We start from the raw sequence: 15,439 nt of genomic DNA on the forward strand, positions 1-15,439 counted from the left end.
CAGCCGGTTGCAGGGATATCCTCGCAACCGGCCTGAAGTCTCAGACGATGGCGCGCTCGCGGAACGGCCGGCCTTCCAGCACCCGATCCACCCCCAGATCCGACAGGTCGAGGCTCCGCCAGCCGCCGGTCAGCACATGTTCGGCGATCCCGCGCCCCACGGCTGGAGATTGCTGCAACCCGTGGCCGGAGAACCCGTTCATCAGATAGAGGTTCGGCACCGCCGGATGCGGCCCGAGGATCGCGTTCTGGTCCAGCGTGTTGTAGGCGTAATGCCCGACCCAGTGCCGCACCACCTTCACCGCGTCGAAACCCGGCGCGCGGGCATAGAGCTGCTCCCAGATCACGTCCTCGAAGAGGTTCAGGTCGGGCTCGAAATCCTCGGCGTCGCAGGGCCCGTCCTCGGCGGGCACCGTCGCGGTGATCCAGCGGCCGCCGGATTCCGGCCTCAGATAGAAGCCCTGGTCGACCAGCAGCGGCGCGTCGGGATGGCGGGCGTTCGGCGCGTCGATCACGAAGACCGTGCGCTTCCTCGGTTCCACCGGCAGCGTCAGCCCGGCCATCGCCATGACCTCGGCCGCCCTTGTGCCCGCCGCGTTGATCGCCGCGCCGCAGCCGATCCGACCGCCCGAGGCCAGGGTGACGCCGGTGACCCGTCCCGCCGCCGTCTCCAGCCCGGTGACGCAGTCGCGCAGGAAGACCGCGCCCTGCAGCTTGGCCGCCTCGCGGAAACCGGCGAGCAGCCCCATGTTGTCGAACCAGCCCTCGTCGCGCGGCCCGAAGGAGCCCGCAACCAGATCGCCGACCTCCAGCCAGGGAAAGCGCGCCTTCAGCGCCTCGGGGCTCAGGATCTCCGTCGCCGCCCCCAGCCCGCGCTGCATCTCGGCGACCTCGGCCAGCACCCCTGCCCCGGATTGCGTCCCGGTCAGGAACAGGTAGCCGTTCTCCTTCAACCCCAGCGAACCGATTCCGGTCTCCACCCCGAGGCTCTCGCGGAAGTCGCGGATGAAGCCCACGCCGAAGCGCGAGATCGCCACGTTCACCGCGGTGCTGAACTGGCTGCGGATCGAGGCCACCGACAGCGCGGTCGAGGCGCGGGCAAAGCTCGTGTCGCGCTCGACCACCACCACCCGCAGGCCGGGCTGCATCCGGGTCAGCCAATAGGCCGCCGAGGCCCCCATGACCGCCCCACCGATCACCACAACATCCGCCCTGTCCGCCATCGCCCGCTCCGATCCACGCCAGGCCCTGCCGACACCCTCGACAGAGCTGCGCCGACACCGATATTACAGCCGGAGGGATGGGGCCAGCCCGGCGCGGGCGAATGCGCGGGCGGGAGTATGTGTATGACCGATGTGCTGCAGTTGCTGAACGGCATAGCCGAGGCGCCGAGCCTCCAGACCGCCTGGGCCGAGGCCGCGCGCCTGTTCCGCGACTGCGGCTTCTCCCGGGTCAACTACGGCTTCACCCGGTTCCGCAGCGGCGCTTCCATCGGCAGCCCGGATGACGCGGTGTTCCTCACCACCACCGACCCGGCCTATGCCACGCTCTATTTCCGCGACGGCTTCTTCGCCCGCACCGCGCTCTACCGCTGGACGATGCAGAATGTCGGTGCCTGCACCTGGCGCTGGGTCGAGGAGGCGTTCCGCGCCGGCGCGCTGTCGCCGGAGGAGGCCGACGCGGTGCGGATGAACATCCTGATGGACGTGCGCGCCGGGATCACCATCAGCTTTCCCGAGCCCTCGCCGCGCTGCAAGGGCGGCATGGGGCTGATCGCGGATCCCGGTCTCGGCCATGACGATGTGGACCGGATCTGGGCGGCGCGCGGGCCCGAGATCTCGGCCGTGGCGCATATGCTGCATCTCAAGGTGGCGCAGCTGCCGGCGCCCTGCCAGCGCCGCGCCCTGACCCAGCGGCAGCGCGCGGCGCTGGAATGGGTGGCCGAGGGCAAGACCTCGCAGGACATCGCCACGATCATCGGGCTGTCGGTGCAGACGGTGGAAAAGCACCTGCGGCTGGCGCGGGAGGCCTTGGATGTCGAGACCACGGCGCAGGCGGTGGCGAAATCGACCATGCTGAACCTGATCTTCGCCCGCCCCTGCCCCGGCGCCGAGCCCGACCCGCAGGAGGTAGGGAATCCCTGACTTCCGCAACCGGCGGCGACCTGTCAGAAATTTGCTGTCCCGACCAGAAAGACCGAAAGCTGCCAGCCCCGGGCAGCTGTCGTTGCGAGAAGACTGTACCTGCTCGCCCCAAAGACCTCTGCGCCCGCCTCATCCCCGTGGGGCGGCGCAAAGTGAAACGGTGCGGTCCTTCCCCAGGACCGCACCGTTTCTGTTTTCAGAGGTGAAGCGCCCGGGTCGCCCCGGGCCAGACTTCAGCCGGCCAGGGTCTTGGCGACCTCGGCGGCGAAATCTTCCTTCTCCTTCTCGATGCCCTCGCCGACAGCCATGCGCACGAAGCCCACGACCTCGACGCCCGCATCCTTGGCGGCCTGCGCCACGGTGATGTCGGGGTTCAGCACGAACTTCTGGCCCAGCAGCGTGACTTCCTCGAAGAACTTGGCCATCCGGCCGACGATCATCTTCTCGATCACCGCGTCCGGCTTGCCGGATTCGCGCGCCTGTTCGGTCAGCACATTCTTCTCGCGCTCGATCAGCGCCGGGTCCAGATCGGCCTCGCCCAGCGACGCCGGGTTGGTGGCGGCGACGTGCATGGCGATCTGCTTGGCGATCCCGTTGTCGGTGCCCTTCACGGCCACCAGAACGCCGATCTTGCCCATGCCGTCAGCCGCGGCGTTGTGCACATAGGCAGCGACCGAGTCGCCTTCCAGCACGGCCATGCGGCGCAGGGTCATGTTCTCGCCGATCACGGCGATGGCCTCGTTCAGCGTGGTCTCGACGGTCTTGCCGCCCAGGTCGGCCGATTTCAGCGCCTCGACGTCGGAGACGGTCAGCGCGGCCTTGGTGAAATTCCCCACCAGCGCCTGGAAATCGGCGTTCTTCGCCACGAAGTCGGTTTCCGAGTTCACCTCGACGGCGACGCCCTTGCCACCTTCGACGGCCACGCCGACCAGACCCTCGGCCGCGGTGCGGCCAGCCTTCTTGGCGGCCTTCGCCAGGCCCTTGGTGCGCAGCCAGTCGACGGCGGCTTCCATGTCGCCTTCGGTCTCGATCAGGGCGCGTTTCGCGTCCATCATCCCTGCGCCAGTCGATTCGCGCAGTTCCTTCACCATCTGAGCGGTGATTGCCATAGCGGCTCTCCTCAATGATATCCCGTGAATGCCGGGCGGGACCATGGCCCCACCCGGTAACAAGGCTGTAACAAGCCGGAAGCTGCGGGGCCTCAGGCCTCCAGCGCTTCTTCCTCGGGGGCAGCGTCCAGCGCGCCAAGGTCGATGCCGGCAGCGCCCATCTGGGCGGTCATGCCGTCGAGCGCAGCGCGCGAGACCAGGTCGCAATACAGGGCGATCGCGCGAGCCGCGTCATCGTTGCCCGGGATCACGTAGTCCACGCCCTTGGGCGAGCAGTTGGTGTCGACGACGCCGACCACCGGGATGCCCAGCTTCTGCGCTTCGAGGATCGCCAGATCTTCCTTGCCCACGTCGATGATGAACAGCAGGTCCGGAACGCCGCCCATGTCGCGGATGCCGCCGAGCGACGCCTGCAGCTTGGACTGCTCGCGCTCCATGTTCAGCCGCTCTTTCTTGGTCAGGCCCTCGGCGCCGTTCGCCATCAGCTCGTCGAGCTGCTTCAGGCGCTGGATCGACTGCGAGACCGTCTTCCAGTTGGTGAGCGTGCCGCCCAGCCAGCGATGGTTCATGTAGTGCTGCGCGCATTTCTCGGCAGCTTCGGCGATCGGCTTCTGCGCCTGACGCTTGGTGCCGACGAACAGCACGCGGCCGCCCTTGGCGACGGTGTCACGCACGACTTTCAGCGCCGCGTCCAGCATCGGGACGGTCTGCGTCAGGTCGAGAATGTGGATGCCGTTGCGGTCGCCGTAGATGAATTCACCCATCTTCGGGTTCCAGCGTGCGGTCTGGTGGCCGTAGTGAACGCCAGCTTCAAGCAGCTGACGCATGGAAAACTCGGGGAGCGCCATGTCCATTATCCTTTTCCGGTTTGCGCCTCGGCAGGGCCATCTCAGAACTCGCGTTCCAACCGGCGGACCCTCGGGGATGTCTCCCCCGAAAAGCCCAAGCCCCACCTGTGAAGTGCCGCGCCTATACAAGCCGCCGCAGCCCCTTGCAAGGGCCTTCTCCCGCAGTCGCCTGCGGAAGACCGGGCGGAGCACGCCCGGGCGCGAAATCTGCGCTTGCACCGGCGCGGCGCGCCCGGCATCAGAACGGCCATGCAAGCGCCAGACATCCTCTGTATCGGCTCCGTCCTCTGGGACATCATCGGTCGTTCGCCCACCGCGATGCGGGTCGGGTCGGACGTGCCCGGTCGCATCACCCGGCTGCCGGGGGGTGTGGCGATGAACATCGCCATGACCCTGCGCCGCTTCGGGCTCACGCCGGCGCTGCTCTCGGCCATCGGGCGCGATCCCGAGGGGGACGAGCTGGTGGCGGCCTGCGCGCGGATGGGGCTCGACACCGCGCAGCTCTACCGCTCCGAGGATCTGCCGACCGACCGCTACATGGCGGTCGAGGGTGCCAACGGGCTGATCGCCGCCATCGCCGACGCCCATTCGCTCGAGGCGGCGGGCGACAAGATCCTGCGGCCCCTGGCCGACGGGCGGCTGGGGTCGGAGGCCGCGCCCTATGCCGGGCTGATCGCGCTCGACGGCAACCTGACCGAGGCGCTGCTGGCCGATATCGCCAGCTCACCCCTTTTCGCCGCCGCCGACCTGCGCATCGCCCCCGCCAGCCCCGGCAAGGCCGAACGGCTGAGCCCGCTGCTGTCGCATCCGCGCGCCACGCTCTATCTCAATCTCGAGGAGGCGGGCATCCTGTGCAGGGCGCGGTTCGAGGGGGCCGAGGCCGCCGCCCTCGCCCTGCTCGAGCGCGGCGCCGAGCGGGTTCTGGTGACCGACGGGGGCCGGGCCTGTGCCGACGGGCGGCGGGGGCTCGGCGTGCTGACCGGGACGCCGCCTGCCGTGCTCGTGACCCGGGTGACCGGGGCGGGCGACACTTTCATGGCCGCGCATATCGTGGCCGAACGGCGCGGCGATCCGCGCGAGGCGGCGCTGACGGCCGCCCTGCGCGCCGCCGCCGACTATATCTCAGGAGAAATCGGATCATGAAAGCCCCGCTCACCCTGCTTCCCGAGGTTGCCGACGCGCTGGCCGGGGGCCGCGCCGTGGTGGCGCTGGAATCGACCATCATCACCCACGGCATGCCCTTCCCACAGAACGTGGAGACCGCCCGCGCCGTCGAGGCCGAGATCCGCGCGGCGGGGGCGGTGCCTGCCACCATCGCGGTGATGGGCGGGCGGATCCATGTCGGGCTGACCGGGGACGAGCTCGATCAGCTGGGTCAGGCCAAGGACGTGGCCAAGCTGTCGCGCGCCGACATGGCCGCCTGCCTCGCGCAGGGACGGACGGGGGCGACGACGGTCGCCGCCACGATGATCGCGGCGCGGCTCGCCGGGATCTCGGTCTTCGCCACCGGCGGGATCGGGGGGGTGCATCGGGGGGCGGAGCTGAGCTTCGACATCTCGGCGGACCTGCGCGAGCTGGCGCAGACCCCGGTCACGGTGATCGCGGCGGGGGCGAAGGCGATCCTCGACCTGCCGAAGACGCTGGAGGTTCTGGAAACCTACGGCGTGCCGGTCATCGCCTTCGGGCAGGACGAATTTCCGGCCTTCTGGTCGCGCGGGTCGGGGCTGCCGGCGCCGCTCCGGATGGACAGCGCGGGCGAGATCGCGGCGGCGCATCTGATGCGGGGGCGGCTGGGGCTGCCGGGCGGGCAGCTGGTGGCGAACCCGATCCCCGTGGAGCATGAGATCGCCTTCGCCGAGATCAGCCCGGTGATCGAGCAGGCGCTGGCCGAGGCGGCGGATCAGGGGATCGCGGGCAAGGCGGTGACGCCCTTCCTGCTGGACCGGATGTTCGAGATCACGGCGGGGCGGTCGCTGGCCTCCAACGTCGAGCTGGTGCTGAACAATGCCCGGCTGGGCGCGGCCGTGGCGATCGAGATCGCCAGAGGCTGATTTTCACGTGTGAAAATGCAGATAACCGGTTGATATTCAACGGTTATCTGTTGCGTGTTAATTGAAAAGTAGGATTCGCATGGTGGGGTGAAACCCCACCCTACGCCTACCTTGCTCGCCGGTCGTCGATGCGGAACGACATCCCCATCTCCGGTCACCCGGCGCGTGTCGACGCTCTCCCCGTCAAACGCTACCGTTTCACAGTGCCGTCCAGCCGCCATCGACCGAGATGGTGGTGCCGGTGATCTGGTCGGCATGGGCCGAGCAGAGGAAGACGACGGTGCCGCCCATCTGCGAGGTGGTGGCGAATTGCTTCGAGGGCTGGCGGTCCAGCATGACCTCGCGGATCACCGTCTCGCGGTCCATGCCATGCGCCTTCATCTGGTCGGGGATCTGCGCCTCGACCAGCGGCGTCAGCACATAGCCCGGGCAGATGGCGTTGCAGGTGACGCCCTGCCCCGCGGTTTCCAGCGCGGTGACCTTGGTGAAGCCGACGAGCCCGTGCTTGGCCGCGACATAGGCCGATTTGTAGGGGCTGGCGGTCAGGCCATGCGCCGAGGCGATGTTGACGATCCGGCCCCAGCCCTTCTCCCGCATCCCCGGCAGGGCGGCGGCGGTGGTGTGGAAGGCCGAAGAGAGGTTGATGGCGAGGATCGCATCCCATTTCTCGGTCGGGAAGGCCTCGATGGCGGCGACATGCTGGATGCCGGCGTTGTTCACGAGGATGTCGCAGCCCCCTGCCCGCTCGATCAGCGCGCGGCACTCGTCGGGCTTCGACATGTCGGCCTGCAGGTAGCGGACGCTGACGCCATGCGCGGCGGCCAGCTTTTCGGCCAGCGCGTGATCCTCGGGCCGGTCGGTGATGGAGTTGATGACCACATCGGCGCCAGCCCGCGCCAGCTCCTCGGCGGCGCCCAGTCCGATGCCGGAGTTCGACCCGGTGACGATTGCCGTTCTGCCCTTCAGAGACATGCTGTTCCTCCGCTGTTCCCCGGCCAGACTTAGCCGAGCGACGGACGCAAGGCGAGATCGGAGTTCGCTGCGGCAGAGGTGGGAAGGCAGGCTCAGGCCCAAAAAAAACGCCGGCACGAAGCCGGCGTTAAGTTATTGAGGCAGGTTTCATACAGGCAAGAAACCTATCGAGCAGTGGGTCTGTTATACGCCGATCTCAACCGGGGGCCAAGTTAAAAGTTTGAAATGGCTGGCAAGCCACCTTAGGTTCGGCCCTCAGAAACCGCTGCGCCGGGGGAATGTTGCCGGAATGAAACAGAATATCTTGGCCCGTCTGAGGCATGCGGCAACCCTGATCCTGCTGGCCGCGACGGCGGCGCCCGCAGGAGCAGAATCGGCGCATGGCATAGCTATGTATGGCGAGCCGGCGCTTCCACCCGATTTTGTGGCGCTGCCCTACGCGAATCCCGATGCGCCGAAGGGCGGACGCATCGTTCTGGGCGAAACCGGCGGATTCGATTCGCTCAACCCCTATATCGTCATGGGCCGCGCGCCGGTGGGTCTGGGCCTCGGCTCCACCCCGCTGACGGTCGAGACGCTGATGGCGCGGTCGCTGGACGAGCCCTTCACGCTCTACGGGCTCTTGGCCGAGTCGGTGGAGACCGACGCCGCGCGCAGCTTCGTCGAATTCACCCTGCGCGAGGGCGCCCGATTCTCGGACGGCAGCCCGGTGACGGTGGAGGATGTGATCTGGTCCTTCGAGAAGCTCGGTACCGAGGGCATGCCGCGCTACCGCGTGGCCTGGACCAAGATCGCCAAGTCCAAGATCACCGGCCCGCGCTCGGTGCGCTTCACCTTCAACCAGGAGGACCGCGAGCTGCCGCTGGTCTTGGGGCTGCGGCCGATCCTGAAGAAGGCGCAGTGGGAAGGAAAGGACTTCACCGCCTCGACGCTGGAGCCGCCGATCGGGTCGGGGCCCTATGTGGTCGACACATTCGAGCCGGGGCGTTTCATCAGCTATCGGCGCAATCCGGACTGGTGGGGCAAGGACCTGCCGATCAACCGCGGGCTGCACAATTTCGACGAGGTGCGCTACGACTACTTCGGAGATTCCGGGGTGGTGTTCGAGGCGTTCAAGTCGGGCGCGCTGAGCAGCTACCGCGAGACCAATGCGGCGAAATGGGCGGTGAACTACGGCTTCCCGGCGGTGCAGTCCGGCGACGTGGTGCTGGCCGAAATCCCGCATGGAAGGCCCTCGGGGATGGAGGGGCTGGTGTTCAACGCCCGCCGTCCGATGTTTCAGGACTGGCGGGTGCGCGAGGCGCTGATCCAGGCGTTCAATTTCGAGCTGATCAACCGGACGCTGACCGGCGGGGCGCAGCTGCGGATCAGCTCGTATTTCTCGAACTCGGCCTTGGGGTTTGCGCCCGGCGAGCCGGCGGAGGGCGCGGTGAAGGCGCTGCTGGAGCCCTATGCCGGGGAGCTGCTGCCGGGGGCGCTGGAGGGCTATGCCCTGCCAGTGTCGGACGGGTCGGAGGCGAACCGCAGGAACATGCGGGCGGCGATGAAGCTGCTCGGGGATGCCGGATGGGCGGTGGAGAACGGCGTGCTGCGCAAGGACGGCCAGCCCTTCCGCTTCGAGATCCTGCTGGCGCAGGGCGCGGGCGAGATGATCTCGGTCGCGAGCATCTATGTCGAGGCGCTGAAGCGGCTGGGGATCGAGGCGCGGATCACCGCGGTGGATGCGGCGCAGCTGAAGCAGCGGACCGATGCGCAGGATTTCGACATGATGCCTTTCATCCGCGCGATGAGCCTGAGCCCGGGGGCGGAGCAGACGCTGTACTGGGCGGCGGCGGGCAAGGACCAGCCGGGCTCGCGCAACCTGATGGGGATGGAGAGCCCGGCGGCGGAGGCGATGATCGCGCGGATCCTGTCCTCCACCCAGCAGGCGGATTTCGTCGCGGCGACGCAGGCGCTGGACCGGGTGCTGACCACGGGGCGCTACGTGATCCCGATGTGGTATTCAAAGGTTTCCCGTCTGGCGCATCGCAAGGAGCTGAAGTATCCCGCGAAACTGCCGGTCTATGGCGACTGGCCGGGATTCCAGCCGGATGTCTGGTGGTTCGAGGACTGAGAGCGAGACGTGATGAAGACAGTGATGATGATCGCGATGCTGGCGCTGGCCGGCTGCAACACGGTGGCCGGTGTCGGCCAGGACATCAGCGGCGGCGCGAACCGCGTCGGCGGCTGGATGGGCCCGGGCTACTGATCGCGGGCTGAGCGCCGCGGCCTGTTGCGGGCCGCGGCGCGGTCATTCTGCGACGAGGATCCGGCTCGGCGGGGTCTTGGATTCCAGATCCGCCACCCGCCGCGCCAGCGCCGCGAGCTCCGCCTCGCGTTCGGCGAGGCGTTCGGCCAGCACTTCCGGCGCCGGGATATCCGGCTCGGCTTCCTTCTTGCCGACGAGGCCGCCGAGCAGTCGGGACAGGCCCTTCGACAGGTCGTCCATGATCAGGAAGAAGGACGGCACGATCACCAGGCTGAGCACGGTGGAGACGATGATGCCGCCGATCACCGCCGTCGCCATCGGCGCGCGGAACGACCCGCCCTCGCCCACGCCGAGCGCCGAGGGCAGCATGCCCGCCGACATGGCGATGGAGGTCATGACGATGGGACGGGCGCGCTTGTGCCCGGCCTCCATCACCGCCTCGAACCGCGCCATGCCGCGGGCGCGCATCTCGACCGCGAAATCGACGAGGAGGATGGCGTTCTTCGTGACGATGCCCATCAGCATCAGGATGCCGATCAGCACCGGCATGGAGAGCGCGGAATCGGTGAGGATCAGCGCCGCCGCCACGCCGCCGATGGCGAGCGGCAAGGACAGAAGGATGGTGAAGGGCTGGATCACCGAGCGGAACAAGAGGATCAGCACGGTCAGCACCAGCATCAGGCCCAGCACCATGGCCTTGCCGAAGCTGGCGGTGAGTTCGTTCTGGATCTCGGCGTCGCCGGATTCGGAGACCCGGACCGAGGCTGGCAGGTCGACGCTTTCGGTGATCTCCTTGAAGCGGGCCGAGGCGGTGCCTAGGGCGACGCCGACCGGCAGGTTGGCGCCGATGGTGGCGCGGCGCTCGCGGTTCAGCCGGTCGACCATGCTGGGGCCCTCGGCGATGACGATGTCGGCCACGGTGCTCAGCGGCACGGTGGCGCCGCTGGCGGTGGTGACGCGCAGCGCGGCGATGCGGCCGAGGTCGGCGCGAGCCCCGTCGTTCAGCCGCACCCGCACCGGCACCAGCCGGTCGTCGATCGAGAGCTTGGCGAGGCCGGCGTCGATGTCGCCGATGGTGGCGACGCGGACGATCTCGGCGATCTGCCGGGTGGTGACGCCGAGCCGCGCCGCCTCGGTCGGGCGCGGGGTGATCTGCAGCTCGGGCCGCGGCAGCGCGCCTTCGGAGGCCACGTCGGCCAGCAAGGGGTCGCCGCGCAGCGCCGCCTCCAGCCGGGCGACGGCGAGGTTCAGGTCGGCCTCGTTGTCGGACAGGATCGAGAAGGACAGGTCACGCTCGCCCCGGTCGTTCAGCTTGAAGGCGCGCACATCGGGGATGCCTGCGATGCGGCCGAAGATCTCGGCCTCGATGCTGCTCTGCGGTCTGGTGCGGCCCTCGGGCGGCAGCGCCGGCAGGAGCGGCCCGACCACGGGCAGCCGGCTGGCCAGATCCGACAGGCGGAACATGAGCCGGTGGTCGAGCTTGTCGAGCAGGATGGTGACGCTGGCGCGGCGCACGTCGAGATCGCCGGTGGGGGAAGAGCCGCCCAGCACGAAGATGTCCTTCACCCCGTCCACGTCGCGGATCGCCGCCACCAGCGCCTGGGTGCTGCGGTCGGTCTCTTCCAGCGTCGAGCCGGGGGCCAGTTCGACGCTGAGCGGGATGCGGCTGACATCCTCGGGCGGGATGAAGCTGCCCGGCACGCGCAGCATGAAGAAGATCGACACCGCCAGCACGCCGATGGCCCCCAGCAGCGTCAGGTAGCGGAAGCGCATGGTGCTGCGGACCACGGCGAGATAGCCGCGCATGATCGGGCCGTCGCGATGCTCCTTCTCGTCGGCGTCCTTGGTGCGCATGAGATAGGCGGCCATCATCGGCGTGATCAGCCGGGCGACCAGCAGCGAGAACAGCACAGAGATCGCGACGGTCAAGCCGAACTGCTCGAAATACTGCCCCGGAATGCCCGGCATGAAGGAGACCGGCACGAAGACCGCGACGATGGTCAGCGAGGTGGCGATGACCGCCATGCCGATCTCGTCCGCCGCTTCGATGGCGGCGCGATAGGGCGACTTGCCCATGCGGATGTGGCGGGCGATGTTCTCGATCTCGACGATGGCGTCGTCGACAAGGATGCCGGTGGCCAGCGTGATCGCAAGGAAGCTGACGAGGTTAAGCGAGAAGCCGAGCAGGTCCATGATCCAGAAGGTCGGCACCGCCGAGAGCGGCAGGGCCACCGCGGCGATCAGCGTGGCGCGCCAGTTCTTCAGGAACAGGAAGACCACCAGCACCGCGAGGATCGAGCCCTCGATCAGCGTGTGCAGCGCCGCCTCGTAATTGCCATAGGTGTAATAGACCGTGTCATCGACCAGCGCGACCGTCACCTCGGGGTTCGCGGCGCGCAGCTCCTCCAGCGTGCCGTTCACCACCTCGGCCACCGAGACCTCGGAGGCGCCCTTGGCGCGGAAGACGGCGAAGGTCACCACCGGCTCGCCGTTGAAACGCGAGAAGGAGCGGAGTTCCTCGTAGGTGTCGGAGATCTCGCCCAAGTCAGAGAGCCGGACGTGGCGGCCCGAGGGCAGTGCTATGGTGGTGGCGGCCAGCCGCTCCACCGTGCTGGCGTCACCCAGCATGCGGATCGCCTGCTCGCCCGCCCCCAGTTCCGACCGCCCGGCGCCGAGATTGGCGTTGGTGGCGCGCAGCTGGGCGTTGACCTGCGGCGCGGTGATGCCGAAGCTGCCGAGCTTCACCGGGTCGAGGCTGACGCGGATCTCGCGCTCGGCCCCGCCGTAGCGGTCGACCCGGCCGATGCCGGGCCGGCCCTGCAGGGCGCGGGTGATGGTGTCGTCGACATACCAGCTCAGCTCCTCGATGGTCATCGAGGGGGCGGTGACGGCGAAGGTCATGATCGCCTGACCCTCGACGTCGATGCGGGTGACGATCGGGGCCTCGATGTCGCCGGGCAGGTCGCCGCGGATCTGGTCGATGGCGTCCTTCACATCCTGCACCGCCTTCTCGGTCGGCACCTCCATGCGGAATTCGACCGCGGTGGTGGAGACGCCGTCGGTGACGGTGGAGATGATGTTCTTGACCCCGGTGATGCCGGCGACGGCATCCTCGATCTCCTTGGTGACCTGGGTCTCCATCTCGGCCGGGGCGGCGCCGGATTGCGCCACGCGCACGGCGACCAGCGGCACGTCGATGTTGGGGAAGCGGGTGATGGGCAGGGCGTTGAAGGAAAGCCAGCCGAGCACCATCAGCATGAGGAAGCCAAGGAGGGGCGCGACGGGGTTGCGGATCGACCAGGCCGAGAAGTTCATGGCGCGCCCCTCAGTTGGTCGGCTCGGCCGGGACCGGGTTCACCCGGTCGCCGTCGCGCACGAAAGCGGCGGATTTCGTCACCACCAGATCGCCCTGGGCGAGGCCTGCGGTGATCTCGATGAAGCCCGCATCGCGGATGCCGGTGGTCACCGCGACGCGGGTCACCTCGCCATCGGTGACCTTCATCAGCGTGGCGCCCTCTGCGCCGGAGCCGACGGCGGTGACCGGCACGGCCAGCGCCTCGCGCTCGGCCAACAGGATTTCGGCGTCGGCGAACATGCCGAGCCGGATTGCCGAGGGGTCGTCGATGCTGATCCGGGCGCGGCCAAGGCGGGTGGCGGCGTCGATGGCGGGCTCGACCAGCCGGACGGCGCCGGTGAGGGGTGCGGCACCGCCGACAGTGGTGATCCGCACCCCCTGCCCGGCCTCCAGCCGCAGGAGGTCGCCTTCGGCCACGTCGGCGCGCAGCTCCAGCGCCGCGTCGCGCATCAGCGAGAACATCGGCGTGCCGGAGGCGCTGGCGATGGCCCCGACCTGGGCGTTGCGCTGCACGATCTCGCCGGCCACCGGGGCGACGACATTGGTGCGGGCCAGTTGCAGCTCGACATTCTCCAGCTGCGCCTCGACCAGCGAAAGCTGGGCGCGGGCGGCCTCCAGCGTCTGCACCGCCACCATGACCCGGGCGTTGGCGCTGATCGCCGCGGCCTGCGCCGTGTCGGCGGCGGCCTGCGAGGCGGCGCCTTGCGCGCGCAGCTGCGAGGTGCGCTGGGTGACGCGCTGGGCCTCGTCGGCGCTGGAGCGGGCCTCCAGCACCTGGGCCTCGGCCTGGGCGATGGTGGCCCTGGCCGAGGCGAGCGAGGCGGTGAACTGGCTGCGCTGCAGCTCCAGCGTGGAAAGCGAGAGCCGGGCGAGCACCTGGCCCTGGCTCACCATGTCGCCGACATCGGCCTCCAGCGTCTCGATCGGCTGGCCTTCGATCAGCGGCTGGACCTGGACCATCTCCACCGCCTCGACGAGGCCGGAGGCGATCACCCGGTCGCGCATCAGGCGCGGCGCAACGGTGGAGACGGTGATCGCCGGCAGGGTCTGCGGCGCGGCCTCAGGGGTCTGGGCGAAGGTTGCGCCCGCGCCGGAGAGGCCGAGGGTCAGGGCAAGAAGAACGCTCGTTACCCGCATGGGCTCAACCTTTCACATCGGAACGGGCGACCTCGTCGAGGGTCGCATTGATTGTACGCAGAACCATCGCGGTCAGTTCATCCGCGCCGGTGCGACGGTCCGGCGGCTGCACCGCCGAGGCGGAGACCAGCATCACCACGAAATCGGCATGGGTGACAAAGCGGCGTTCGGTCTCTGCCAAGGGCAGGCCGGTGGCGTGGGAGAAGATGGTCAAAAGGTAGCGCCGCACCTCGGATTCCATCCGGCCGCAGGCGGCGCCGATCTCGGGGCGGCGCTGGGCGATGGCGGTGATCTCGGCCCAGAGCGGGAAATCCTCGTTGCAGTGCTTCACCTCGACATGCTCACGCAGCACGTCGCGCAGCATCTGCATCGGATCGGCCGAGGTGATGACGCGGGCGAAATCCTCGCCCACGGCCTCGAGGTCGCGGGCGATGAGGGCCTCGATGATCGCGGCCTTCGACGGGAAGTAGCGGTAGAAATTGCCGACGCTCATCCCCGCGGCCTTGGCGAGATCCTGCATCGAGGCGCCGTCGAAGCCCTTCTCGGCGAAGCTGCTGCGCACCGCATTGAGGATCTCGGCGCTGCGCGGCTGGGCGGCGGTGAGCGTATCGGGCATGCGGGGCTTTCGGCAGGATCAGCACGGAGCGGGCTGGGAATGAACGTTCATTCATCCTGTGGCCATTTCCGGCGAAGGTCAAGGGGCGGTGCGGGCGGTCAAGGGATGTTGATGCTGACAAGGCGCGTCGGTGCAGAGACTTTACCTGCCCCCGTGCAGGGCTGCACAGGCGCACAGATACCCCTGCGTCTTGCATCGCCGGGGGCGGAGGCGTAGCAGACATCACGCCTCCTTTCCGTCCGCGTCGGCAGCCCCTGCGCCTGCCCCGTCCGAGTGTTGCCGTTTCGAGGCCCGTCATTTCACCCTCCGCGCCGAAGGAGCTCCTGCATGGTCCGTCTCGACATCTTCTCCGACCCGATCTGCCCCTGGTGCTATATCGGCAAGGCCTTTCTCGACCGCGCGCTGGAATCGCGGCCCGACCATCCTTTCGCGGTGGAATGGCATCCCTTCCAGCTGAACCCCGAGATGCCGCGCGAGGGCATGGACCGGCGGGAGTATCTGGAGCGGATCTTCGGCAGCAAGACCAAGGCGGTCGAGGCGCATGTCCAGCTGGCGAAGATGGCCGGCGAGGCCGGGGTCGAGATGGATTTCGCCCGGATCGAGCGGGTGCCGAACACGCTCGACGCGCATCGGCTGATCCATTGGGCCGGGCTGGAGGGGCGGCAGGGCGCGGTGGTGGCGGCGCTGTTCCGCGGCTATTTCCGCGAGGGGCTCGACATCGGCGACGCGCAGGTGCTGACCGAGATCGCGGCGCAGGCCGGGATGGACCGGGCGCTGACCGCGCGGCTGCTCGCCACCGACAACGACCGCGACGATCTGGCGGCGCGCGACGCCGATGCACGGTCCAAGGGGGTGACGGCGGTGCCGACCTTCCTCGTCGACCGGCAATATGTGCTGTCGGGCGCCCAATCCGTTTCCCTCTGGCAGCAGGTGGATCGACGAGATCGCCGCCGCCCCCCG

At 68.6% G+C, this 15,439-nt stretch carries 12 protein-coding genes and 1 pseudogene; 6 read left to right on the top strand and 7 right to left on the bottom strand.

Features of this window, described 5'->3' with window-relative positions:
• Positions 1-40: 40 nt before the first annotated feature.
• Complete coding sequence (locus tag C5F48_RS07450) at positions 41-1,222, bottom strand: NAD(P)/FAD-dependent oxidoreductase (protein ID WP_107663273.1); 1,182 nt, start codon at positions 1,220-1,222, stop codon at positions 41-43.
• A gap of 123 nt (positions 1,223-1,345) precedes the next feature.
• On the opposite strand from C5F48_RS07450, the gene C5F48_RS07455 reads away from it, so the two are divergent.
• Entirely contained in the window at positions 1,346-2,143 is a 798-nt protein-coding gene (locus tag C5F48_RS07455; RefSeq protein WP_107663274.1) for a helix-turn-helix transcriptional regulator, read from the top strand.
• 233 nt (positions 2,144-2,376) lie between these two features.
• Here the strand turns inward: C5F48_RS07455 and tsf are convergent, their stop codons facing one another.
• Positions 2,377-3,252, bottom strand: a complete 876-nt coding sequence (gene tsf / locus C5F48_RS07460) for a translation elongation factor Ts (protein ID WP_107663275.1) — start codon at positions 3,250-3,252, stop codon at positions 2,377-2,379.
• 92 nt (positions 3,253-3,344) lie between these two features.
• Positions 3,345-4,106, bottom strand: a complete 762-nt coding sequence (rpsB, locus tag C5F48_RS07465) for a 30S ribosomal protein S2 (protein WP_107663276.1) — start codon at positions 4,104-4,106, stop codon at positions 3,345-3,347.
• Between the two features lie 243 nt (positions 4,107-4,349).
• Between rpsB and C5F48_RS07470 the strand changes: the two genes are divergently transcribed.
• A complete protein-coding gene (locus C5F48_RS07470; protein WP_107663277.1) occupies positions 4,350-5,243 on the top strand; it encodes a PfkB family carbohydrate kinase in 894 nt (297 codons plus the stop codon).
• The gene (locus C5F48_RS07475) at positions 5,240-6,151 is read left to right on the top strand and encodes a pseudouridine-5'-phosphate glycosidase (protein WP_107663278.1); all 912 of its coding nucleotides are present in this window, start codon (positions 5,240-5,242) and stop codon (positions 6,149-6,151) included. The genes C5F48_RS07470 and C5F48_RS07475 overlap by 4 nt, the downstream gene beginning before the upstream one ends.
• A gap of 198 nt (positions 6,152-6,349) precedes the next feature.
• On the opposite strand, the gene C5F48_RS07480 is transcribed toward C5F48_RS07475, so the two are convergent.
• Positions 6,350-7,123, bottom strand: coding sequence for a 3-hydroxybutyrate dehydrogenase (locus C5F48_RS07480; RefSeq protein ID WP_107663279.1), 774 nt, complete (start codon positions 7,121-7,123; stop codon positions 6,350-6,352).
• A gap of 289 nt (positions 7,124-7,412) precedes the next feature.
• Between C5F48_RS07480 and C5F48_RS07485 the strand changes: the two genes are divergently transcribed.
• Complete coding sequence (locus C5F48_RS07485) at positions 7,413-9,236, top strand: extracellular solute-binding protein (RefSeq protein WP_107663280.1); 1,824 nt, start codon at positions 7,413-7,415, stop codon at positions 9,234-9,236.
• 12 nt (positions 9,237-9,248) lie between these two features.
• On the top strand, positions 9,249-9,371 hold the full coding sequence (locus C5F48_RS07490) for an entericidin (RefSeq protein ID WP_107663281.1): 123 nt from the start codon (positions 9,249-9,251) through the stop codon (positions 9,369-9,371).
• A 42-nt stretch (positions 9,372-9,413) separates the two neighbouring features.
• On the opposite strand, the gene C5F48_RS07495 is transcribed toward C5F48_RS07490, so the two are convergent.
• Genes C5F48_RS07495 through C5F48_RS07505 form a run of 3 tightly spaced genes read right to left on the bottom strand, consistent with a single transcriptional unit; the run spans position 9,414 to position 14,479 of the window.
• Positions 9,414-12,686, bottom strand: coding sequence for an efflux RND transporter permease subunit (locus tag C5F48_RS07495; protein ID WP_107663282.1), 3,273 nt, complete (start codon positions 12,684-12,686; stop codon positions 9,414-9,416).
• Positions 12,687-12,696: 10 nt separating this feature from the next.
• Positions 12,697-13,863 (bottom strand): efflux RND transporter periplasmic adaptor subunit, encoded by a 1,167-nt coding sequence (locus C5F48_RS07500; RefSeq protein ID WP_107663283.1) that lies wholly within the window; start codon positions 13,861-13,863, stop codon positions 12,697-12,699.
• A gap of 4 nt (positions 13,864-13,867) precedes the next feature.
• A complete protein-coding gene (locus tag C5F48_RS07505) occupies positions 13,868-14,479 on the bottom strand; it encodes a TetR/AcrR family transcriptional regulator (protein ID WP_107663284.1) in 612 nt (203 codons plus the stop codon).
• A 327-nt stretch (positions 14,480-14,806) separates the two neighbouring features.
• Between C5F48_RS07505 and C5F48_RS07510 the strand changes: the two are divergent.
• A pseudogene (locus C5F48_RS07510) lies at positions 14,807-15,439 on the top strand (DsbA family oxidoreductase); the annotation flags it as partial.

Source organism: Cereibacter changlensis JA139, from assembly GCF_003034985.1.
Classification (GTDB): Bacteria; Pseudomonadota; Alphaproteobacteria; order Rhodobacterales; family Rhodobacteraceae; genus Cereibacter; species Cereibacter changlensis.

Excerpts from the sequence above, each read along its gene's own strand:
- C5F48_RS07450 (WP_107663273.1), bottom strand. The coding sequence starts at position 1,222 with ATGGCGGACAGGGCGGATGTTGTGGTGATCGGTGGGGCGGTCATGGGG.
- C5F48_RS07455 (WP_107663274.1), top strand. The coding sequence starts at position 1,346 with ATGACCGATGTGCTGCAGTTGCTGAACGGCATAGCCGAGGCGCCGAGC.
- tsf (WP_107663275.1), bottom strand. The coding sequence starts at position 3,252 with ATGGCAATCACCGCTCAGATGGTGAAGGAACTGCGCGAATCGACTGGC.
- rpsB (WP_107663276.1), bottom strand. The coding sequence starts at position 4,106 with ATGGACATGGCGCTCCCCGAGTTTTCCATGCGTCAGCTGCTTGAAGCT.
- C5F48_RS07470 (WP_107663277.1), top strand. The coding sequence starts at position 4,350 with ATGCAAGCGCCAGACATCCTCTGTATCGGCTCCGTCCTCTGGGACATC.
- C5F48_RS07475 (WP_107663278.1), top strand. The coding sequence starts at position 5,240 with ATGAAAGCCCCGCTCACCCTGCTTCCCGAGGTTGCCGACGCGCTGGCC.
- C5F48_RS07480 (WP_107663279.1), bottom strand. The coding sequence starts at position 7,123 with ATGTCTCTGAAGGGCAGAACGGCAATCGTCACCGGGTCGAACTCCGGC.
- C5F48_RS07485 (WP_107663280.1), top strand. The coding sequence starts at position 7,413 with ATGAAACAGAATATCTTGGCCCGTCTGAGGCATGCGGCAACCCTGATC.
- C5F48_RS07490 (WP_107663281.1), top strand. The coding sequence starts at position 9,249 with ATGAAGACAGTGATGATGATCGCGATGCTGGCGCTGGCCGGCTGCAAC.
- C5F48_RS07495 (WP_107663282.1), bottom strand. The coding sequence starts at position 12,686 with ATGAACTTCTCGGCCTGGTCGATCCGCAACCCCGTCGCGCCCCTCCTT.
- C5F48_RS07500 (WP_107663283.1), bottom strand. The coding sequence starts at position 13,863 with ATGCGGGTAACGAGCGTTCTTCTTGCCCTGACCCTCGGCCTCTCCGGC.
- C5F48_RS07505 (WP_107663284.1), bottom strand. The coding sequence starts at position 14,479 with ATGCCCGATACGCTCACCGCCGCCCAGCCGCGCAGCGCCGAGATCCTC.